At 52.2% G+C, this 22,457-nt stretch carries 16 protein-coding genes; 14 read left to right on the top strand and 2 right to left on the bottom strand.

Going from position 1 to position 22,457, the window contains the following annotated elements; all coding sequences use genetic code 11:
- Positions 1-48: 48 nt before the first annotated feature.
- The 6 genes from ACFPPD_RS04965 (at position 49) to ACFPPD_RS04940 (ending at position 13,944) form a co-directional block, all read left to right on the top strand.
- A complete protein-coding gene (locus ACFPPD_RS04965) occupies positions 49-8,568 on the top strand; it encodes an RHS repeat-associated core domain-containing protein (protein ID WP_209746385.1) in 8,520 nt (2,839 codons plus the stop codon).
- Positions 8,569-8,577: 9 nt separating this feature from the next.
- A complete protein-coding gene (locus tag ACFPPD_RS04960; protein WP_209746383.1) occupies positions 8,578-9,000 on the top strand; it encodes a hypothetical protein in 423 nt (140 codons plus the stop codon).
- A gap of 672 nt (positions 9,001-9,672) precedes the next feature.
- The gene (locus ACFPPD_RS04955; protein ID WP_209746381.1) at positions 9,673-10,728 is read left to right on the top strand and encodes a hypothetical protein; all 1,056 of its coding nucleotides are present in this window, start codon (positions 9,673-9,675) and stop codon (positions 10,726-10,728) included.
- A 1-nt stretch (position 10,729) separates the two neighbouring features.
- Positions 10,730-10,963, top strand: a complete 234-nt coding sequence (locus tag ACFPPD_RS04950; RefSeq protein ID WP_209746379.1) for a hypothetical protein — start codon at positions 10,730-10,732, stop codon at positions 10,961-10,963.
- Between the two features lie 315 nt (positions 10,964-11,278).
- Positions 11,279-13,591 (top strand): EAL domain-containing protein, encoded by a 2,313-nt coding sequence (locus tag ACFPPD_RS04945; protein ID WP_209746377.1) that lies wholly within the window; start codon positions 11,279-11,281, stop codon positions 13,589-13,591.
- 98 nt (positions 13,592-13,689) lie between these two features.
- Positions 13,690-13,944 carry a hypothetical protein gene (locus ACFPPD_RS04940; RefSeq protein WP_209746375.1) on the top strand — a complete coding sequence of 85 codons (255 nt, stop codon included), beginning with the start codon at positions 13,690-13,692 and terminating at the stop codon, positions 13,942-13,944.
- Positions 13,945-14,420: 476 nt separating this feature from the next.
- Here ACFPPD_RS04940 and ACFPPD_RS04935 read toward each other — a convergent pair whose 3' ends face one another.
- The gene (locus tag ACFPPD_RS04935; RefSeq protein WP_378081379.1) at positions 14,421-14,879 is read right to left on the bottom strand and encodes an MFS transporter; all 459 of its coding nucleotides are present in this window, start codon (positions 14,877-14,879) and stop codon (positions 14,421-14,423) included.
- On the bottom strand, positions 14,876-15,109 hold the full coding sequence (locus ACFPPD_RS04930; protein WP_378081377.1) for an MFS transporter: 234 nt from the start codon (positions 15,107-15,109) through the stop codon (positions 14,876-14,878). The genes ACFPPD_RS04935 and ACFPPD_RS04930 overlap by 4 nt, the downstream gene beginning before the upstream one ends.
- A 110-nt stretch (positions 15,110-15,219) precedes the next feature.
- Here ACFPPD_RS04930 and ACFPPD_RS04925 point away from each other — a divergent pair, with 110 nt between their 5' ends.
- The 8 genes from ACFPPD_RS04925 (at position 15,220) to ACFPPD_RS04890 (ending at position 22,301) form a co-directional block, all read left to right on the top strand.
- The gene (locus ACFPPD_RS04925; RefSeq protein ID WP_209746373.1) at positions 15,220-16,164 is read left to right on the top strand and encodes a helix-turn-helix transcriptional regulator; all 945 of its coding nucleotides are present in this window, start codon (positions 15,220-15,222) and stop codon (positions 16,162-16,164) included.
- A 70-nt stretch (positions 16,165-16,234) separates the two neighbouring features.
- Positions 16,235-17,728: a protein adenylyltransferase SelO gene (locus ACFPPD_RS04920; RefSeq protein WP_209746371.1), complete on the top strand. Its 1,494-nt coding sequence runs from the start codon at positions 16,235-16,237 to the stop codon at positions 17,726-17,728.
- Between the two features lie 62 nt (positions 17,729-17,790).
- Positions 17,791-18,540: a GTP cyclohydrolase II gene (locus ACFPPD_RS04915; protein WP_209746369.1), complete on the top strand. Its 750-nt coding sequence runs from the start codon at positions 17,791-17,793 to the stop codon at positions 18,538-18,540.
- Positions 18,533-19,606, top strand: a complete 1,074-nt coding sequence (locus tag ACFPPD_RS04910; RefSeq protein ID WP_209746367.1) for an LLM class flavin-dependent oxidoreductase — start codon at positions 18,533-18,535, stop codon at positions 19,604-19,606. The genes ACFPPD_RS04915 and ACFPPD_RS04910 overlap by 8 nt, the downstream gene beginning before the upstream one ends.
- A 138-nt stretch (positions 19,607-19,744) precedes the next feature.
- On the top strand, positions 19,745-20,329 hold the full coding sequence (locus ACFPPD_RS04905; RefSeq protein ID WP_209746365.1) for a TMEM175 family protein: 585 nt from the start codon (positions 19,745-19,747) through the stop codon (positions 20,327-20,329).
- A gap of 50 nt (positions 20,330-20,379) precedes the next feature.
- On the top strand, positions 20,380-20,736 hold the full coding sequence (locus tag ACFPPD_RS04900) for a nucleotide excision repair endonuclease (protein WP_209746363.1): 357 nt from the start codon (positions 20,380-20,382) through the stop codon (positions 20,734-20,736).
- 20 nt (positions 20,737-20,756) lie between these two features.
- Positions 20,757-21,773, top strand: a complete 1,017-nt coding sequence (locus ACFPPD_RS04895) for a glutathione S-transferase family protein (protein ID WP_378081374.1) — start codon at positions 20,757-20,759, stop codon at positions 21,771-21,773.
- Between the two features lie 18 nt (positions 21,774-21,791).
- Positions 21,792-22,301 (top strand): GNAT family N-acetyltransferase, encoded by a 510-nt coding sequence (locus ACFPPD_RS04890; protein WP_209746361.1) that lies wholly within the window; start codon positions 21,792-21,794, stop codon positions 22,299-22,301.
- The last annotated feature ends 156 nt before the right edge of the window (positions 22,302-22,457 follow it).

Here is a 22,457-nt window from a genome sequence, read left to right as displayed (position 1 = left end):
CACAAATTGCTTTTCTTTCGAAAAGCAATAACCGTAGGAGGGTAAGTTATGAAGAAGCGTATATTAGTCTGTTTTATGACATTTTTTGTAATTTTCAGTTCCGTGCAAACGTCCGTATTCGCTAGGGGTGGAAGCAGCGCGGCCCCGGGTTATGTTGACCCTCTGGAGATTTTGAAACAGCTCCCCGGACAAGCAGAAGGCTATCGTCCACAGCTGCCTAATCCTTTGCAAAACGCGGTCCCTTCCCTGCCCTCGGGACTGAACCCTGGACAGCCTGCGGCCCCGGTAGCGGGCTCATCAGGCGGAGCCTCAACCCAACCGGCCGCCGGTCCTGAGTCCGAAGATCCGATGAACCACCCGGTGGACTTGGCCACCGGTCAATTGAAGCTGCAATCCACCGACATTCATCTGCCGGGCATCGGGTTCGGATTCGATTTGGAGCGGACTTATGACAGCTCGGGCAGCGAACCGGGCGCATTCGGGATCGGGTGGGACTTTAACTGGAATTCGCTCCTTCGTATGTACGCCGATTATGCCTTGGGCGAATTCCGCTGGGACGAAACGGTAAACAGCTATTCGTTCATTAAAGACGATTCCGAAGGATATATTTTGGAATACGACGGGGACGACAAGGTCAACTATGAGCTGCATAAGGGCCATTATGAGCCTGTCGACGGAGAACAATTGGAGCGAATCAGCGAGCATGAATACGTCGTCACCAAAAGCAGCGGGGCGAAAATTACATACTACGGTTATTTTGCGCCGTGGCGCAGTTCACAGGATGCAAAAGCCGGAAAAATGGTCAAGCTTCAGGACCGTTACGGAAATACGATATCTTTCGCCTATAACGATAGCGGCAAGCTGACCGGCATTACGGATACGGCAAACCGCCTGATTCAATTCCAGTGGGAGAACGGCGTCATTACGCAAATCATCGATCCGATGAACAAAACGTTCACGTTCGCTTACGACGATTCCGGACGCCTCACGACAGCTGTGTCACCGGAAGGGAGAACGATCAGCTACGGCTATGATGACAAGAACCGCCTGTCCACGCTTACAAACGGCGAAGGTGCGGTCAAGACTTTCCGGTATAACGCTCAGAACAAAGTCGAGTCTATTCTGGACGGCAGCGGCTCGATCCAGCTTGCTTTTGCCTACGGCGAAGACAAGACTATTCTGACAGATGCGCTGAACAACGAATGGGCATATGGCATCGCAGATGGCAAAGTTGCGAGCATCATCAATCCTTTGGGCGAAACAGTTGCTTATCAATACAACGAGAAAGGACTGATCACGAAAATAGAGTCGATCCGCGGGACTGAAACGACCGAATATAACGCGGACGGCAATGAGAAGAAAAAAACGGAAGTTAGCGGTGCCGTGACCATGTACGAATATGACGATCGATGGAAACTCCCGAAGCGGATCAAGCACCCGGACGGTACGGAGACGGCTTTCGTATACGACGATAACGGCAATATCGTGGAGAGGAAAACTCCCGATGGCGTCACCGGGCATTTTGGCTACGACGATAAAGGGCAGCTCGTTTCGATGGCCAATGAATCGGGCAGCTCGATCGGCTTTACTTACGATACGCAAGGCAACATTATCCGGAAGACCGACCCGCTCGAAAATGCGACAGCATTCGAGTATGACAATAACGGGCGATTGTTGAAAGAAACCTCTCCGGGCGGATATAAAGCGGAAATGACCTATGATGATGACGGGAAGGCGATCCGCCGTGTCGTCGGCGATGGCGCCGCAACGGAGTATCAATATGACCGGAACGGATTGCTCGTCTCGGAGAAAAATCCCCTTGGCGTCGTTACGATCTATGAGAGAACCAAGGAAGGGAATTTGGTAAACATTAAGGATGGGCTTCAGAGAACGAATTCTTACCGTTATGACCGGATGGGGCGGCTATCCAAAACGATTGATCCGCTAGGTCGGGAGACGGAACTAACACGCGATGCACTAGGCAGAGTGACTAAGGAGGCCGATCCGCTCGGTAGAACAACCGTGTACGCATACGGTCCGTTCGGCGTGAAAACCGTCGAGTCGGACAGCGTTAAGCTGGAGTACGTATACGATGCTGCCGGCCAACTCTCCAAAGTCAAAGACGAACAAGGCCGCACGACAACGCTCCTTTATGACAATAGGGGCAGATTGCTGAAGGTGGAAGATCCTCTGGGACGTATCCGGCAGTATACCTATGACGGGGCGGGCAGAGTATTGACCGAACAGCGTCCGGACGGAAACCTCATCGAGAACGAATATAATAGCCTGGGACTGCTCAAGAAAACAACGTATCCTGACGGAACCGCCGTTCAGTATGCATATGACAAGGCGAATCGGTTAATTAAAACGGTGAACCGTGACGAAAGTATTTCCCAAGTCAACTATAATGTTGATGGACAAATGTCAAAAATCATAAATGCGCTCGGTCAAGCGATCACGTACGTTTACGACGGGGCTAATCAGGTGCAGCAGGTCATCGATCCGGCAGGCAATGTATTGCAGCTGGCCTATAACAAATCGGGCTTGTTAACATCGGTCACCGATCCGCTTGGCGGAATCATTACTTATGAATACGATGCTGGAGGTCAACTCACCAAAGCGACGAATGCGTTAGGGCAGACGACGCAATATGAATACGATTTTCTCGGGAGAATTGTCCGTACCGTCAATCCCAGTGGAAGAGATACGAAGTGGGCCTATGATGACGAAACGAACCAAACGGTCATTACCGATGCGGCGGGCGGAACGTACACCTATGAGTTCGATCTGCGCAATCAAATCAAGCAAGTAACCGACCCGCTTGAACACGTCAGCACGATGGCATATAACGAGCTGGGGCTGCCGACTATAACCACGGACGCGATCGGCAATCAAACCTCGTATACATACGATGCCGTCGGCAGATTGCTGGAAACGATCGATCCGGAAGGTGCCAAAACCTCTTACGCCTATAATGAGATGGATCAAATCACTAAAGAAACCAATGCCCTCAATCAAACGACGGAAATCACCTACGATGTCATGGGGAACGTAAAAACGGTAACCGATTTCCGAGATCGCAAGAGCGAGTATTTCTACGATGCAATGGATCGCAGAACGGCATTCGTCGACGCTCTGGGTTCTAGGTGGTCATGGGAATATGATGCTTTGGGACAAACCGTGAAGACGACTAACGCGCTTAGTCATAAGAAGGAAATGACATATAATGCACTCGGTCAAATGACCGAAGTCAAAGAAGCTAACGGAGCAGTCACGAAGCTGGAATATGATGCGATGGGGCATTTGGTTAAACAGATCGATGCACTGGGACGCATGACCGGTTTCCAATATGATGCGAACGGTCAAGTCAAACAGATTACGGACGCTTTAGGCCATGTCACCTCTTACGGTTACAGCAAGTCCGGCGAGCTGATCCAATATGCGAATGAGACGGGGCACGAAACAACGTGGGTTTATAACGCACTCGGTTTGCCGACCAAGATAACGGATGCGCTCGGTCATGAAGAAACGTACGAGTACGATAAGGCGGGAGGGCTAATCCGCAGTGTTGACCCGCAAGGAGCTGCGACCGTGTACCGTAACGATGCGCTAGGTCGAACCGAGTCCGTAACGGATGCGCTTCAGCAAACGACCGCATTCCGTTATGACGGAGCGGGACGTACCTTGCAAATCACCGACGCTTTGGGCGGGTCCAAGCAATATACGTATGATGTCCTGGGGCGTTTGACTTCCGAAACGGATCGGCGCGGCATGCGGTCGGAGATCGTCTATGACGATAAACAGGGAATCCGGAAAATGACCGATGCGAGCGGAGCGGCGACAACCGTACAGATGGATGCCCTTGAGCGAATCGTGAAATCCACCGATCCGCTTGGACATGCTACGGAGTGGGTCTACAACGCGCTTGGAGACCCGATTCAACAAATCGAAGCCGACGGGAGTCTAACGTCGTGGGAATATAACGCCAATCAGCAAGTTGTCCGGATGATTGATCCGAAGGGCGGCGTAACGAAGCTGGAATATGATTTGGCCGGGAATTCGATTAAAGAGACGAACGCTCTGAATGCAGAAACGACCTATGAATACGATGCGCTTGATCGACTTGCCCAAGCGACATTGCCGAATGGCGGAACGATACGGAACACCTACAGCGTTGATGGATATTTAACCCAGCGTACCGATGCGGAAGGCGGCGTATGGAAGTGGGAATACGATCCCCTGGGACGAATCGTTTCGGAAATAAACCCGCTCGGCCATGTGAAATTATCGGAATATAACGCCAATGGTCTTACAACCAAAGTTCAGGATGAAATCGGGGCGGAAACGCGATTTGCGTACGATGCGCTGGGCAGGTTGACTCAGCAACAGGATGCTTTGGGATCGATCTGGAGCTATGAATACGATGCTTTGGGACAGCCTGTCAGAACCGTCGATCCTCACGGTTCGACGTACGTCTATGAATACGATAGCGAAGGCAACGTTATCGCAACGGAAGATCCGCTCAAGCACAAGACCGAGTATACTTATGACCAAGTCGGCCGCATGACCGAAATGAAAGACCCGGCGGGTTATTCCGCCCGCTGGGGATACAATGCCTCCGGCTTGCTGACTACCGTAACGGATGCGCTGGGAGCCGTTACGACATTCGATTATGACGATGTAAACCGGCTCATAAAACAGACGACTCCGAACGGGTCTGTGGAGCAACGGGAATATGACGCCAACGGCAATCTCGCATCGCTTGTCGATCCGTTGGGACATCAAACGCAATACGGTTACGATGCGCTGAATCAATTGGTTTCCGTAACAGACGCGTTAAACGGCAAGACAACCTATACGTATGACAGAATGGGAAAGCTTGCCAAATTGACGGATGCGGGCGGGAATAGCCGCAGTTGGACGTATAATCTGAATGGACAGCCGCTTAAAGAAATCAATGCGCTTGGTAAAGAAACGCGGTACAGCTATGATGCGGCCGGGCAACTGACGGAAAGGCTCGATGCGAAGCAGCAATCTGCCCGTTATTCCTATACACCGCGCGGACAACTGTCTGCTGTGGAGTCCATAGATGATAAAGTCGAATATGCTTTCGATGTGTTGGGCCGAGTGTCCCAAGTAACTAATCGGGCATCCAATGAGCATTTCTCGTATGACAAGCTCGGTCGCCTCGCTTCTCAAACCAACACGTCGCTGGGTAAGTCGATCAAATACGATTACGATGCCAACGGCAACCTTACACAGCTAACCAACAGCGAAGATCGGGTTACCCGTTACGAATATGACGTTCGTGACCAGATGATCGGCATGACTGACCCGGACGGAAACCGAAGCGCCTTTAATTACAATGCGCTGGGCATGGAGACGAAACGCGAGTTAGCCAACGGAAACCAAATTAACAGCACGTATGATAAAGACGGGCAGCTTGTTAAAGTGGACAACCGCAACGCTTCCGAATCGATCATTTCGTCCTATGCATATGAGTACGATGCGGGCGGCAACCGTATTTCCGAGACGGAAGCCGACGGCACCCGGATCGATTACCGCTACGATGTATTAAACCGCTTGACGGATGTAATGTATGGCAAGACCGAAACCGCTTCGAGCCAGCCCTATGCCACAGTAGCTACCTTGAATAATGATTATTTATACTCTCCTTCTACCCAAATTGCCGCAGCGGATAAAGAAAATGATAATGGCAATGGCGGGAATAGTGGAGGCAATGGCGGTGGGAACGCCGGAGGAAACGATAGTGGCGGGGGCAGCGGAGGTGCTTCAGGAGGTAACTCAGGAGATAACTCCGGAGGAAACGGCAATGGCGGCGGTTCCAATAATGGTAACGGCAATGGTAGCGGCAATGATAGCAATGGCAATGGCAACGGCAACGGCAACGGCAACGGCAATGGCAATGGCAATGGCAATAGCAATGGCAATGGTAATAACGGGAACGGCAAAGAAAATGGACAAGGGAAAGACAAAGACAAAGAGAATGGGAATAAGAAGAGCAGCGATCTCTCATGCCTTCCGGGAGTTGTCGAATCAATTACGGTTGAAGACGAGGGCGCGCCGGATGCTGCCCAAGACATCCCGCTTCCAAGCACTATGGAATTGCAGCCTGGTTATTTAATGGATCGTTATACTCATGCTTCGTATTCGTATGATCCGGTCGGCAACCGGTTGTCCATGACAATTGACGGGACAGAGATCCAGTACAGCTACAATACGTTAAACCAATTGCTGCAAGCAGGAGATACAGCTTACGAGTACGACGATAACGGCAACCAAATTGCTCAGTCCGGTCTCGATGGACGGATCGAGTACGCCTACGACAGCGCGAACCGGCTCACGGATGTCATATTTGAGGACGGCAGCTACGCCAAATATGCGTATGACGGTTTGGGCAGAAAAGTATCGCGTGAAGAGCTGACCTTACATCAATGGACGCCGGAAGGACCGAAAACGGACGAAGTAGGCAATGGTAACGGCAATGGTAATGGTAATGGTAATGACAAAGAACAAGGCAAGTCCGACCATGCAAATAACGGAAATGCTTATGGTAAGGAGGATTGCAAAGGCAACAACGGAAATGGCAATGGAAACAGCAACGGCAATGGTAACGGCAATGGCAACGGCAATGGTAACGGCAATGGCACGCCGAATGAGAATGCGCTGCTAAACGGTGAAGGCAACAAATACGGTTTGTACAAGAAGCTATACGGCGATCCCACCTCCGGCGATCCCGAAGGTTCGTCGGTAAAACCGGATTTGGAGCAGACCGCCTACTTGTACATGGGCTTATCCAATGTCATCCATAAGGAATACAGCGACAAAGGCTCCCCGTACGCCGAGTATTACATGGGGCCTGGCAGCGAGGTCGTGTCCCGCAAGATGTTTGGACTGCACGGGCTGACCAATCCGAGCAAGGAGCCGGACCTGGATACAAACGGCGGCCTGATGTATTATTTGTCTAACGGCAGGCATACGGTAAGCGAACTGACCGACCGCCACGGCAGCGTTATCGAGAGCTACCGATACGACGCTTTCGGCGGCATCTTCAGCGGTATTACCGCGCCGTACAATACCGCAGGTTATACCGGTCAGCATTATGACGACAAGACAGGCCTGATGGACTACGATGCACGTTGGTATGACTCGACAGCAGCACGTTTCCTAACCGAGGATACATGGCCGGGGAACGCTATGCAGCCGTGGACGCTGAACCGATACGCCTACGTCGGCAACAATCCAATCAATATGTGGGATCCGACGGGACACAGACCAGAAAATTATTACTTGGAATACGACTCGAACACTTCGTACAGATATGATTCTTTTACTTATGAATATAAAAAGACAAAGTACAGCTCGGCAAGTTCAACTGAGCAATATATCCATCAAAATTTGACCTTGCGTTTCTGGAGTCAAACCGAATATGAGCACTATGAGCAAACCCATTTCTGGTTTTCGGCAAGCTTTTCTTATGATGAAGAAACGGAAGAACGAGAACTCACCAGCTTTAGTTTCGACACGGACATAAGCGAATATGTAGAATCCCATAATTTGTCCTGGACCGAGTCGATAACCGGAGAAAGTAGGTACTCTGCCTCACAAGAAGCAATCAAAAGATATGGATCAACACCGGTGAGAGTAGCCCCTAATACTGCGCTCGAAACCAAAGGGACAAGTACGCTGAATGGCCTTCCCATTCTTAGTTTTAATGTTCCAAATGGAATTAACATCAGCAAGCAGAAGTATGATTCTAAAAAGCAGCAGATCGTTGAAACTGCGGTTAAAGAGCTGACGAATAATTATCTGAAACAAGCTGAGGCGTATTACAACGACAGGAAAGAGAACGATCCATTCTTTACCCCCTATTACAACAATGTTACGATTTATTTGGAAGCTCTTGATTATTTGGTTGAGAACAAGGCGTTAAAAGAGGATTCTCCGGAATATAAGTTCCAAAAAGCCGGAATATTATTTAATTCATACACCCAAGCCAATCTAGCGGCAGACAATTACCTATATACAATGGAACATGTGAATCCAGTAGCATTAGGATTCCTTCGGGGGATCAAAATACCGAATGTTTTTTCCCGATTAACTGGAAAGAATCCTCAAAGTTCGGGGAATGCAGGTACTGTTGGCGCTCAGAGAAGTGCTGGTCTTGCATTACCGGGCAGTAATGGAGCATTTAAAAATGGTACAGAGTTACCAGGAGATGCGGTTATAGTACGTGGTGGTGTAGCAAAACCAGGAGACTTAATAGCTAATCAAAAATTAGATACAAAGAATAATACATTATCGGCAAATGGAGGGATGGGCGTATCAAATGAAACTTTAGCGGCAGGCTTGAAAAACAATCAAATTTCAGTCGTTTCTGTCGGAAAGCTTAATGATGCTGGTTACAAAGTTGTTGCCACACCAACTGCTAATAATCCGTATCATGTAAGCATTTATACTCCAGGCGGCGCAAAGCTTACAGACGCCGAAGCTGCCCGTCTTTCGAGCCAATTCACACAGGTTCCGAACCCAACTTTGAATAGATAGGAGAACACTATGAGCATTGTAAAGATATCTATTGATACTAACTTTCATTATTATGGGTCGACCAGACCTACTATTTCGCCATTTGTTATTGCCCAATTTAATCTCCATGCAGGCGACGTAGTAATTGGGTTTCAAGACGATCAGGAATGGGAAGGAATCATTGGTTTTGATCCAACTTACCCAGAAGAGATGGAATGGTACTTGGATTTAAATTGTAGTAAGGAATATTCTGTATCAAAAGAAAGGGAGGAAGGAAGGGACGAGGGAAGGAGGGCAGCGTATCCAATTGGCGAAATTAGCGGTGAGGTTGCAGTAGTAACAGAGATGCTTTCTGATGGGATGGAAATAGAAAAAGTAATAAAGTATACTAGGCTATCACGAACAAGATTGGAAAACATTCAAAGAAGACTCTCAGAATCTAACGAGGAATAAATCCCCAAACCTTGACTGGCTCTATGCCTTCAAGGTTTCTTTTTACGCAGAGTTCATGACAGATCACAGGTTTGCTCGTTGATTCCCCCCCTATATGAAGTGACTTGCAGCCATTCCAGCCGCTTGACAGGGATATGAGAGCGGGAACCTCGCCCGTGAAACGGCTTCCAGTCTCTATGCTGTCAACGTAGCTGACGCAGCCATAATAGGTACGTTCGACTTACTCATTGGCGACGATCTGAAAGCTCTGCTTAGCCCAGATTGATCTAATGGAGAGCGTGCCCTATCGGTAGCCTTTTTGACGCCATGGGGCAAACTGTTCAAGCTTACAAAAACTTCGGGGGTCTACGTCGGCAACAATCCAATCAATATGTGGGATCCGACGGGACATGTGCCGGATTGGGTGCGGAGTCAAAGTAATCATTCAGAAAGAAGAATCGAACCTGCCGGTGAACTGTTTAATCTTGTATTTAACGATACATGGTCATTTAACAGCTATCATTCCGAATATACGGATGCTCATTTGGTTGGAAGTTTACGCGAAACCCGCAGAATCGTAGAGACTTGGGAACAGACCCAAAATGAAGAATGGAATTATATCACAGTTGGGATTATCTTCTAATATTTGCCAGACAAACGGGTTCGGAATCCGTTACTTACAGCGAGAGCACTTTGTATACATGGACAAATGAAGTTACAGCGGAACAGGTAGCGGGACAGAACAGAACAGAGCTGCAAAAGTATGGCGCTCCTCCGGAACATGCGGTTGCTTTATTTAAACAAGGATCCATTAATGGGAAGAAAATTGAAGCGGAAGTTCTTATCGGGTCAGATCAATTTTATGGTTTAAATTCAATACAACAAGCACTATTAAAAAATACAGTAGATGAATTTATCACTGGAGAATTAAGCGAAGAATTAAGTGAAGAATTAAGCGAAACAAAGCCGATACTGGTAGCATCCTTGGCTAATGATGTTTACGCTGGCGCTATTGATTCTGCGAAGCTTACAAAACATTTTACAAAAGGGGTCTGGAGCGGAATCAAGGGCAGTGTTCTTGATACTTGGGAATTAATCCGACATCCGTATAAAACAGCCGAAACCATTCGGGCAATGGCGACTTTGATAGTAGCTTATGAAGTCACCGGCGATTCGAACTATCTATTACCCATTGCAATTCCGCTTGGTGAAGCTATCTTAGATGAAATCGATCGTTGGAACCAGGGCGATCGCTATGACAGAGCGAAGCAAATAGGCGAATATGTCGGAGGTGGTTTGGTAGCTGTAGTCGGAACAAAAGGAATAGGTTTAGTATTGAAAGAATTAAAACTTACGAAAAAGTTAATAAACAATGAAGCAGATTTAGATGATGTTAACAAAATTCTTGAAGCGACCGATTCTGAGGAGTTAAGGCAACAAGTCAAAGACGTCTTTGTTGAGAGCTTGGGTGATGCTTTCAATGTTGCAAAGAACGGAGGAAAGCATTCAGGTTTTTATAATCAATATGTTAATAAAACAGATGCCGAGATTCGCAAAGGTATACAGTCAATTGAAAAGCAAATAGCAGAGCATCAAGACAAAATCCGAAATCCTGAGGCTCACATACCTAATTTTAATAATTTAGATCCGAGACAACAGGAAGCATTAATTAACAAAAAATGGCCTTCTGACATTCAGAGACAAACTGAACAAAGAGAAATTCTCGAAGGTATTCTAAGGAGTAGATAACATGGATGAACAGTTAAGAGATTTCCTAAGTGATTTAATTACACATATTCAGGAGAAGTATAATGAAACATTAATTGGTACTAAGAACGAAAATGCCGAGGACAAATCTTTTAGGTTGGGTTCTAATTTTGCTTTTTATGATGTGTTGGACCTAATTGAGTCTCAATTATCGACGCAAGGGTTTGATTCTAGTTCCCTTGGAAAAATCTCACCAGTCTTAGGTGAAAAAATTTAAGATGTTGTCTGACTCTGAGGGAAAAAAGATCAATTCCTTCAGAGTCTTTTTCATTGATTGTTATCATATTGCTTAGGAATGTATGGTACTTCTTGAGGCCTGCTTTTTTTAATGGTTGAGCATCCTCGCCGAGCGTCTGCAAGCGATTCAATAATCTCATGATCCGCAAAGCCACCGGGTTTAAAACCGGCGGCTTTATTTCGTTTCGCACGGTTCCGCGATTTTCCGCTAATCCTATCGTCTTATGTCGGGTGCTGAGAGATTATGCTAATATTAGGACTACCAAAGTTTACAAGGGGAAGGGGGCAAGAGAGAATGGGGTCGCTTTCGTCAAAGAAATTCGTTTTCACCATGATGCTTGTCTATTTTGCCGTGGCGTACGGGCTGGATTATTGGTTTTCTAACGTCCGCCATGCCGTTCTCGTCTTGCAGCTTTTTCCGCCGGCGGCGGCAAGCTACTATTTGCTTCAAGCGGGTCGAAAGCATCGAGACGGCGTTAGAACGTTCTGGTATATGATGGCCGCCGGATGCGCGAGCTATTTCGCTGCCCAACTGATATGGGTCTATTACGATTGGATTTTCGGCATAACGCCGATGATCAGTATCGCGGATCTATTTTGGGATCTGCAAAATTTTCTGTACATTGCCGCGTTTGGCTATATTCATTTTAAGGAAAAGAGAGTGTTTCAAGGCATCCGCTTCGGCTTCGACATCCTGATCCTCATGCTTGCGGTCACTACGGTAAGTTGGCAATTCGGCGTACGGCCTTATTTGGAATCGTTGTTCAGCAACCATTCCTCGCTTGCGACGTTAACGGCGTTATTTTATCCGATTTCGGATCTGTTTCTCGTCGTTTCTTTATTCGCCGTACATATGGCTTATAGGCCGTTGTTCCATAAAGCGGCGTTATCCTATATGACGATCGGATTTATCGTGTTTATCGCGTATGATTCGTTCTACTTTTACTTGACCGCGTCCAATTCGTACGAACCGGGAGGATGGATGGATTCGCTCTGCGATATCGCGCTGTTCTTGCTGGCCTTTGCCGGGATATCCTCCGTCGGAATTCCCCAAGAGCAAGCGAAATCCCGTTCCGGATCTGGAAACGCAGGGAAGGTGTTCGTGCGGGTTGTTCTGCCTTACGTCGGTTTGCTCGTGCTGCTTGTCTTCATGATAGATCGCATTGCCGTGGTCGACGGCATCGTGATCGGAAGCGCGGTCATGATCGTTCTCATCTTAATACGGCAAGTTACCGTTTTGCTGGAAAACGACTCACTGCTCGGCAAACTTCGGAAAGCGCTTGCGCAAGCGCGATATTTGGCCAATCACGACGCGTTGTCGGAGCTGCCCAACCGAAGATATTTCGAGAAAATGCTGATGGAAGCGATAGAGGAAGCGGCTCGCGTCGGGGAACGAATTGCCGTGTTGTTTATGGACTTGGATCGCTTTAAGTATATGAACGACAGCTTCGGACATTTGAAAGGCGATTTAGTCATCCGCCATGTCGCGGAACGGTTGAAGCAGGTCATGAACGAGGATCGGATCGTGGCCAGATTGGCCGGGGACGAATTTACGGTGCTCGTGCGCCATGTCGGTTCGCGGCAGGAGCTTGCGGGGCTGGCGCAATCGATCCTTGCCGCGGTGGCTACTCCCTATGTGCTCGATCATGTGGAACTGCAAACGACGGCAAGCGTAGGCGTCGCCGTGTTTCCGGAAGACGGCGCGGAAGTCGCGAAGTTGATGAAGCGGGCCGATGCCGCCATGTACAAAGCGAAGGAACGGGGCGGGAACAAATACGAGTTTTACCAATCCGCGCTCGACGGGATTCATCGAAACAAAATCAAGTTGGAACGATCGCTGCGCAAGGCGCTCGAGCGGGAAGAGTTCGTCTTGTACTATCAACCGCAAGTGAGCGCGGCCGATGGTACCGCAGGCGGTGCTGAAGCGCTCATTCGTTGGGTTCATGACGGTCGATTCGTTTCTCCCGGCGACTTTATCCCCGTTGCGGAAGAGACGGGACTGATCGTTCCGATCGGCGATTGGGTCATGCGGACCGCATGCCGCCAAGCGAAGCTGTGGCAGGACGCCGGGATGCCGCAAATGAAAATGGGCATCAACGTGTCTCCGGTGCAGCTGCAGCAAGACGATTTCGTCGAGACCGTGACGCGCATATTGAGCGAAACCGGCTTTCAACCGCATCTGCTCGTACTGGAAATTACCGAAGGGATAGCGATTCGGGACATCCAAGATACGGTGGACAAGCTGGTCGCTTTGAAAGCGATGGGCATTCGCATCTCGATGGACGACTTCGGCACAGGGTATTCGTCGCTGGGCTTCCTGCAAACGTTCAAGGTCGACGAATTAAAAATAGCGCAAACGTTCATCTCGCATATTGCGGAAAAAGACGACCACGCGCAAATCGTCAAAGCGATCGTTGCGATGGCGCATAGCCTCGAACTGGACGTCATCGCCGAAGGAGTGGAAACGAGGGAGCAGTTTGCCATAATGCGGGAGCTTCAATGCGATTGGATTCAAGGCTATTATTTCTGCAAGCCGATGCCGTCCGAGGAATTCGAGCGTTACTTGGACGAGCGCGGACGGAAGCATTTACAATCGACTCGGCTTTAACTCCGAACGAACGATGGGCGAAAGTTTACAAAATCGGGATACGCCGTTAACACGAGTTCGTTATGCTAAGAAAAAACGCAAGGGAGCAGCCTTCGACGATGTTAACGATCTCCAAACGCGAACCCGTAAAGTGGCCCGAATTCCGTATGTCGGACAGCGAATCGATGCAGAACAAGCTGCAGTACCGAATCCGCACCGGAAATATGAACGATAGCGAATTGAACCGCCTCCAGACGCAGTGCACGGAAGAGCTCCATCGGCTTCGTACCGAGCTCGATATGCTATTGCGGGAGCTGCGCCAGAACCTAGATCCGAACGAAGACCGTAATCATAGAGAACGCATCGCTGCCTAGTAGGGCAAGGATGCGTTTTTGTTTTTCTATGAACGATGACATTGTATGATTTTCATCCTTTCGGGAATCTTGACCGTAGCAAAAAACGCGATAGCCGAATGAGCAGCCGGGCACGGACGGCAAAGCGTTCGACGAAGTGATCGCGTTCGCGAAAGCGATAGGCATGGTCAAGGCACAGGTGACGGGAGAAGGCTTCTACAAGTATCCGAATCCGGCTTTCGCGAACCCGGATTTCTTGAAAAGTTAACGCGTGCTTATCGAACCAAAGCGTGCTCCCGAAGCGGGAAACGCTTAATTGGGTTGTCAAGACAAGCTTTTGACTTGCGCTCGGGGAGGTGCTCCCAAGATACATGGGAAACATTCGGCGAATGAATACGTTAGGCGTATCGGGAACGATTGCTCCATGGAATAAAAAGGTAACCGAATAGGCGCCAAGCCAAGTGCCGATCGTTATCTAAAGTCCGGGTGGGGCTCCATTATCGGAAATCGAGTCCCTGTCCCGCGCGAGCCGCCCTGCTCCCGAGAACGCCGCTAGCCAAGAACGTCAAGAGCGAGAGAGCGAGGCAGACGCCCGAGAAGATGCCGATCGAGGCATAGCCGCCGAGTTGTACGTAGAGCATGCCGGCCACCCAAGCGCCGAGCGTGTTCGCGCCGTTCATCGTCGCATTGGCTAAGCTGGAGATCGTTCCCCGGATCGAAGCGTTCAGCGAAGTGAGCACCCCCATGATAAGCGGGAAAATTATCCCGAGCGACGTGCAGATGACGAAATAGACGATCGTAGCTGCCGGCAGGCTCGCCAAGCGGGGCATGACCGCGTACAGCAGCAGCGGTATCCCCATCCCCGCCGCGATCGCATTAGCGGTTCCCAGCTTTCTGGCCGCGTAAGCGCTGATCGTGCTGCCGAGCAAATTGCCGAGCCCTAGGAAGATCATCACGGTACCGATCTGTCCGATCGGAAGCTTCGGCGATTCCAGCCGTCGGACAGCGGTCCGGCGATCAAGGCGAAGACGGCGGATCCGAGCGTATAGGCGCCGAGCATCCATCCGGCAATCGAGGTCGATACGCCGAATTGCGCTTGCAGCGTAGGGAGTAGCGGCGAGATCAGGAACGTATCGGTTCCGATCATGAACATGATAAGAAAGAACAGAACGGTATATTTGCGCACGGTCGATCACTCCTAAGGGGGTAGTGTTGCTTGCGATTTCTATCGTAAGCTATAATAGTGACACTATTTGTCATAAACTTGAGATTTCTTTTAACGAGGGGGCGCTAAGGATGCCCAAGTCCAGAAGACTTATGGAACTGATGATGACCGTCAATCGGAAGCGGCGGTTCAAAGTGAAGGAGCTTGCGGACGAATTCGGCGTTTCCGCTCGAACGATTCTTCGGGATTTGCAGGAGCTGAGCGAGCTGGGCGTTCCGCTTTACTCGGAAGTCGGGCCGAACGGAGGGTATCAGGTCGTCAAGGAGAGGGTCCTCCCTCCGATCGCGTTCACGGAGGAGGAGGCCGTAGCGATGTTCTTCGCGGTGCACGCGTTGCGACATTACTCCTCGTTGCCGTTCGAAGCGGAATCGGTCTCGGCGCTGCGAAAGTTCTATTTACATATGCCCGGGGACGTCCGGGACCGGATCGACCGGATGAAGGACCGAGTTGACTTCGTGACGCCGACGAGACGCGGGGATGCGCCCGGTCTTGCCCTTCTTCTCGATGCGGCCGTTCATCGGAAGCTCGTGGTTATCGCATACGAATCGAAGGAAGAAGGAGCCGGCACCCGCCTCATTCAGCCGGCATGCATCTACGCGAACAACGGCTTCTGGTATTGCACGGCCTATTGCTTCCTGCGGGAGGGCTTTCGGGTGTTCCGGTGCGACAGGATCCGGGAGGCGAAGATCGACCCGTCGGGCGCGGAGCCGCGCGAGCTGGGCGACGTCCGCTTAAGCCGGCGGGAGGCGGCGGAGCCGAGGGAGCCGGTTCGCCTTCGGGCGGAGCTGACACGGGCCGGCGTTCAACGCTGCGAATCCGAGTTGTGGCTGGCTCCCATGCTGGAAGTGCGGGAAGACGGCGGTGGCGCGATCGACCGCGACGTCTCTCGCGGGGACATTCCGTTCTTCGCGGACTTTTTCATCGGCTTGGGGAACGAAGCTTCGCTGGAGGAGCCGGCGGAATTGAAGGAAACGATTCGGAGGAAACTGATCGAGATGCTCGCCCGTTACGGCTGAGCGAAATAGACGAAACAGCGGTATAATATAAAACAAATCAACAACATTAAGGGAAGAAGAAGGGGATCGGATGAACGATAACCATGATCGGTCGGCGGCCGGATGGCGCTTCGACAACAGCTATGCCCGTCTTCCGGAAGTTTTCTATACGAAGCAAGCGCCGGCTCCCGTAAGCTCGCCGAGATTGGTCGTTCTCAACGAGCCGTTGGCGATCTCTTTGGGCTTGAACGCCGAAACGCTCCGAAGCGAGGAAGGCGTCGAGACTTTCGCGGGCAACCGGATTCCGGAAGGCGCAGACCCTCTGGCCCAGGCTTACGCGGGGCATCAATTCGGACATTTTAACCGATTGGGAGACGGAAGAGCTCTTCTTCTCGGCGAGCAGTTGACGCCTTCGGACGAGAGGTTCGATATCCACTTGAAGGGTTCTGGAGCAACGCCATACTCCCGGCGGGGAGACGGACGGGCGGCCCTGGGGCCGATGCTGCGCGAATACATCATCAGCGAAGCGATGTACGGGCTCGGTATTCCGACGACGCGAAGCTTGGCGGTGGCGGAGACCGGCGAGCCGATCTACCGCGAGACCGAGCTGCCCGGGGCGATTCTGACCCGCGTGGCCGCCAGCCATATTCGCGTCGGTACGTTCCAATACGCGGCGCAGTGGGGAACGAACGACGAGCTCAAGGCATTAGCGGATTACACGTTACAGCGGCATTATCCGGAAGCCCTCGCGGACGCGGAGACGAGCGGAGACAATCGTTATTTGGTTTTGCTTCGGGAAATCATCGCGCGGCAAGCTTCGCTGATCGCGAAGTGGCAGCTCGTCGGCTTCATTCACGGGGTCATGAACACCGACAACATGGCCCTGAGCGGCGAGACGATCGACTATGGACCGTGCGCGTTCATGAATGCATACGATCCGGCGACGGTATTCAGCTCCATCGATTCGAACGGTCGGTACGCCTACGGCAACCAGCCTAATATCGGCGCATGGAATCTCGCGCGGTTCGCGGAGGCGCTATTGCCGTTGCTGCATGAAGACGAGGCGAAGGCCATCGAACGGGCGCAAGAGGAGCTTGCGACCTTCGCCGCGTTATTTAACCGTCATTGGCTCGTCGGCATGAGAGCGAAGCTCGGACTGCTCGGCGAAGAGCCGGAGGATGCGTCCCTGATCGAGAACCTCCTCGGCCTAATGAAGCAATATCAGGCGGACTACGCAAATACGTTCCTCGCGCTCACGTACGACACGGCGGTCGAGCAGGAAGCGGTACTGTTCGGGACGCCCGAATTCGTCCGATGGCAACAATCGTGGCAGGAGCGATTAAGCAGGCAACCGCAATCGAAAGCCGAGTCGGTGCAGGTTATGCGCGCCAGCAATCCCGCGGTCATTCCGAGGAATCACCAGGTCGAGGCCGCTCTCGAGGCAGCCGCAGGCGGGGACCTCGGCGTCATGGAACGCCTGCTGGGCGTCTTGGCCCATCCGTACGAGCATACGACCGAGCAGGCCGAATACGCCGCGCCTCCGGGGCAATCCTCGCGTCCGTACCGCACGTTCTGCGGGACTTGAGCTTCGCCTCGCTTGGAGCGATGGAACATCACATACAAATACGAACATGAAGGAGTCGTCCCATGCCGGAACTTCAAGAGAAAGTCGTCGCCATATTGGAAAAGAAAATCAAGCTGATCAAGAGCGGGGAAGACGCCCTCTACTTAGTAGGACCGATTCAGCTGCCCGTGAATTTGGACGGGGAAACGGTCATGTTTCAATGGTATTGCTGGCTGCAGTGCAAAGAAGTCACGGAAAATTTCGAACGGATCATCGAGAAGCTGTCTTCCGTCAACTTGGCCGAAATGCAGCAATCGAGCGTACTAGTCTACGGAGACTTCTCGGGCAGCGAAGAAGCGCTAATCCGCATGCACTCCATATGCCATACGGGGGATATATTCGGAAGCAAACGTTGCGATTGCGGGTTCCAGCTGGAGCAATCGCTTAAGATGATCGCGCAGCACGGAGCGGGGGCCTTGTTCTATCTGGCTAACCACGAAGGAAGAGGCATCGGGTTGTTCAGCAAAGCGATGGCTTACGTCCTGCAAGAGAACGGATTCGATACCGTCGAAGCGAATCTGGGCTTGGGTTTCGTCGACGATTCCCGCAACTATGCCGACGCCATAGAAGTATTGAGGTCGCTGCGTTCCAAGACGGTCAAGCTCATTACGAACAATCCGAAGAAGCTGGACGCGTTGAAGAACGCGGGAATGGACGTATCGGGAAGAACGCCTCTCTGGGGCAGCGTCTCCGAGTATAACGAGAAATATTTGCAGACGAAGATCGATCGTTCCGGCCATCTGGCCGCGGTCGGCGGATGCCCGAATGACTGAGAGGAACGCGGGCGCTAACGGCGGCGGAATCGAGATCGGACTTTATACGCTCGGGGATATCGGTACGGATCCTCATTCCGGTCAAACCGTCAGCGCCGAAGAACGGGTGAAGGACATTATTCGAGCGGCCGCGCTTGCCGACGAGGCCGGCCTGGATATTTTCGGCGTCGGCGAGCACCATCGGCTTGATTACGCCGTATCCGCCCCGCCCGTCGTATTAGCCGCCATCGCGCAGGCCACGAAGCGAATCAAGCTGACGAGCGCGACGACCGTGTTAAGCACCGTCGACCCGGTTCGGTTATTCGAGGATTTCGCGACGCTGGACCTGATATCCGATGGACGCGCGGAGATCATCGCCGGCCGGGGAGCGTTCTTGGAGTCTTTTCCGTTATTCGGCTACGAAACCGATGATTACGATTCCCTGTTCGCGGAAAATATGGAGCTGTTCTTGAAGCTTAACGAAACGGAGAGAATTTCTTGGAGCGGCAAGTTCCGTCCGCCCTTGGAAGAAGCCGAAATCTCGCCGCGCCCTGTTCAAGAGCGGTTGCCGATGTGGCTAGGCGTCGGCGGCTCTCCGGAGAGCGCCATCCGCGCGGGCCGGATGGGCATCGGCATGGCGATCGCGATTCTGGGCGGCGATCCGGGGCGATTCAAGCCGTTCGTCGATCTGTACCACCGGACCGGCATCGAGGCGGGACACGCGCGGGAAGAGCTGAAAGTCAGCATTACGGGTCACGGCTATCTCGCCCGGACGACGCAACAAGCGCTGGACGAATTTTTCCCTTACTATTCGAATTACTGGTCTTACGTAAACAGTCAAAGAGGGATCTCCCGCAGCTTGGCGAGAACGGACTTCGAACGAATGACGGGTCCGGATTCGGCGCTGTTCGTCGGCAGTCCGCAACAGATCGCGGAGAAAATCCTTCATCAGCACGAGATGTTCGGACACCGACGCTTTATTGCCCAGATCGATATCGGCGGCATTCCGTTCGACAAAGTCGCCCAAGGCATCGAGCTCTTGGCTTCCGAAGTCGCTCCGATCGTACGGAAAGCGACGAGTAAATAAGACGCAGGCTGTCGGGGGAACTCGGCAGCCTGTTTTTCATGAGGATTCGGGATAAGACCGGAAGAAGGGAATGTTTGGCCTTTATCGAAAATAACAAATAGGAACTAAGGACATTCATCGCGCAAAGGGGCGAAAAGCTTGAAAGTCAATCGCATGGAAGCGTTCAGCGACGGCGTGCTGGCCATCATCATCACCATCATGGTGCTCGAATTCAAGGTGCCGGAAGGTCACGATTGGCATCCGTTGACCGATTTGATTCCGAAGATTCTCAGTTACGCGGTCAGCTTCGCGTACGTCGGGATCTATTGGAACAACCATCATCACTTGCTGCACACGGTACATACGTTAAGCGGCAAGCTCATGTGGCTCAATTTGCTGCTGCTGTTCTGGCTGTCGCTCGTACCTTTCTCCACGGCGTGGATGGGAGAAAGCGACTTCGCCGCCACGCCGACGGCGCTGTACGGCATCGTGCTGCTGTGCGCGGCGATCTCGTACACCCTGCTGCAACGGGCGATTATGAAGCAGCACGCTTCGGATTCGGCGATCGTGCTCGCGATGGGCGCCGATATGAAGGGCAAGATCTCTCCGTTATTTTATATCTTGGCTATCGCGACGGCGTACCTGAACGCTTGGGTGTCCTGCTTCTTCTACGTCTTGGTCGCCGTCATCTGGTTCGTGCCGGACAAGCGGATCGAGCGGGCGTTAAAGATCAGCTCAATGTGATAAAATGAAGGAGCAACCCAACCCCTCCATAGAAAGTAGACGATCCATTCATGATCAACATTACGATTCCCGCTCGGGACGTTACGATTACGAAGAAGGCCGACCCGAAAGAAAGCAACATCTACGGCTTTACGGAGTTCCATCTGATCACGAGAGAACTCGGCGGCATCTTCATGTTCTACAACGACCGCGACGAGCTGTTGTTCGTGGGCAAGGCCAGAAAGCTAAGACCGCGCATCAAGAAACATTTCGAAGATTCCGTCTCGCCGATGAAGCCGCACAGGGACGAAGTCGCCAAGATCGAAGTGTGCGTCGTCGAAGATCCGGTTCACCGCGAAATCTACGAGACGTATATCCTGAACGAATTGCAAGCAAAGTACAACGTGGAGAAAGTGTTGTACAAGTGACCTAACAGGATGAGAGGCGGATGACCATGACCGAACCGACGGTAAGCCGACCGAACGCGGAGATCAATAAGGACGGCGCGTTCGCCCGGCAGAAGAACGGCTTTACGACGCCCTTCGGAGACGGGCCGGGCGAGCTTCCCGCGGAAGCGGGGAAGTACCGGTTGATCTGGTGCGCCGCTTGTCCGTGGGCTCATCGCGCCGTCATCGCGCGCCGTGTGCTCGGGCTGGAGAACGCGATCGGCCTGGGCACGGTGAGCCCGATGCGGCCGAGATTGCCCCATGTGGATTGGGAATTCTCGCTCGATCCGGACGGCGTCGATCCCGTCCTGGGCGTTCGCTATCTGAGCGAGGTCTATCGCAACGCGGATCCGGACTATTCGGGAAGGCCGACCGTGCCCGCTATGGTGGATATCGCAACCGGGCAAGTCGCGAACAACGACTATTTCAAGCTGACCAACTATTTCGAGACCGTATGGGCTCCGCATCATCGGGAGAACGCGCCCGACTTATATCCGGAGTCTCTACGGGGAGACATCGACGCCTTGAACGAGTTGATCTTCCACGAAGTGAACAACGGCGTCTACAAGTGCGGCTTCGCCCATTCCCAGGCTGCTTACGAGCAGGCGTACGAGACGTTGTTCGCGAGATTGGACGAGCTCGAGACGAGGTTGTCCACCCGGCGGTTCCTGCACGGCGACTTTATCACCGATTCCGACGTCCGGCTGTATACGACGCTCGTTCGGTTCGATGCCGCATATTATTCGGCATTCCGGACGAACCGCAATCTCATTCGGGAGTTCACCCATCTGTGGGGTTACGTTCGGGACTTGTACCAGACGCCGGGGTTCGGGGACACGACCGACTTCGATGCGATCAAGAGACATTATTTCCTTTCCATCACTATCTCTCCGGATCGGCCGGAAGTCGCGATATTGCCGAAGGGTCCGGATCTGTCGGGGTGGGATTCTGCGCACTTCCGCCGGGAATTGAGTCGGCAAGACGGCAAGTTTCATATTCCCGCGGACGGGAAGCGCTAGAGCAGGAGGCGACACGGAATGAATATCCGAGATGCAAGAGAAGAGGAACTCGCGACGATCAGGGAGCAACGGGTCGAAGCTTACGGCCAGTACGCGTCGCGGATTCCGGCCGGACATTGGAAGGCGCTGGAGGGCTCGCTGTCTTCGCAAGCGGACCGGCAACCCGGCGTGGAGCTTCTCGTGGCCGAGTCGGAGTCGGACGGCCGGATCGCGGGCAGCGTCGTGCTGTTCCCGCCGAAGTCGAATGCCTACGAAGGACACGTCGAAGCGGTCGACCATCCGGAAATCCGCATGCTCGCCGTCGACGCGGCGTATCGGGGAGAAGGCGTGGCGACGGCGTTAATCGCGGCCTGCATCGAGCGTTCCCGAGCCAAGGGCTACCGTGCGATCGGCTTGCACACGGGCGAGTTCATGGAGCCCGCCTTGCGCCTCTACGAGAAAATCGGGTTCGAGCGCCAGCCCGAGCACGACTTTCAACCCGCCGACGACGGCATCGTCGTGAAGGCTTTTCGGTTATCGATCGGATGACGGCAAGCGAATAGAACGAGTCGCAAGAAAGCCGAACGCATGCGCGTTCGGCTTTTTTAACGATTGCGCGCCTAGCCAAGTTAGGCACAACTAGCCGGTGAAAGTCCGGTCGAGGTAAGAGCCAAGTCGCCTCGTAGCTGACGGGCAGCTGGTGGA

This window comes from Cohnella suwonensis (assembly GCF_042655365.1).
Lineage (GTDB): Bacteria > Bacillota > Bacilli > Paenibacillales > Paenibacillaceae > Cohnella > Cohnella suwonensis.
Note: the sequence above shows the minus strand (reverse complement) of the source record. Positions and strands in the feature narration are given on the sequence as shown.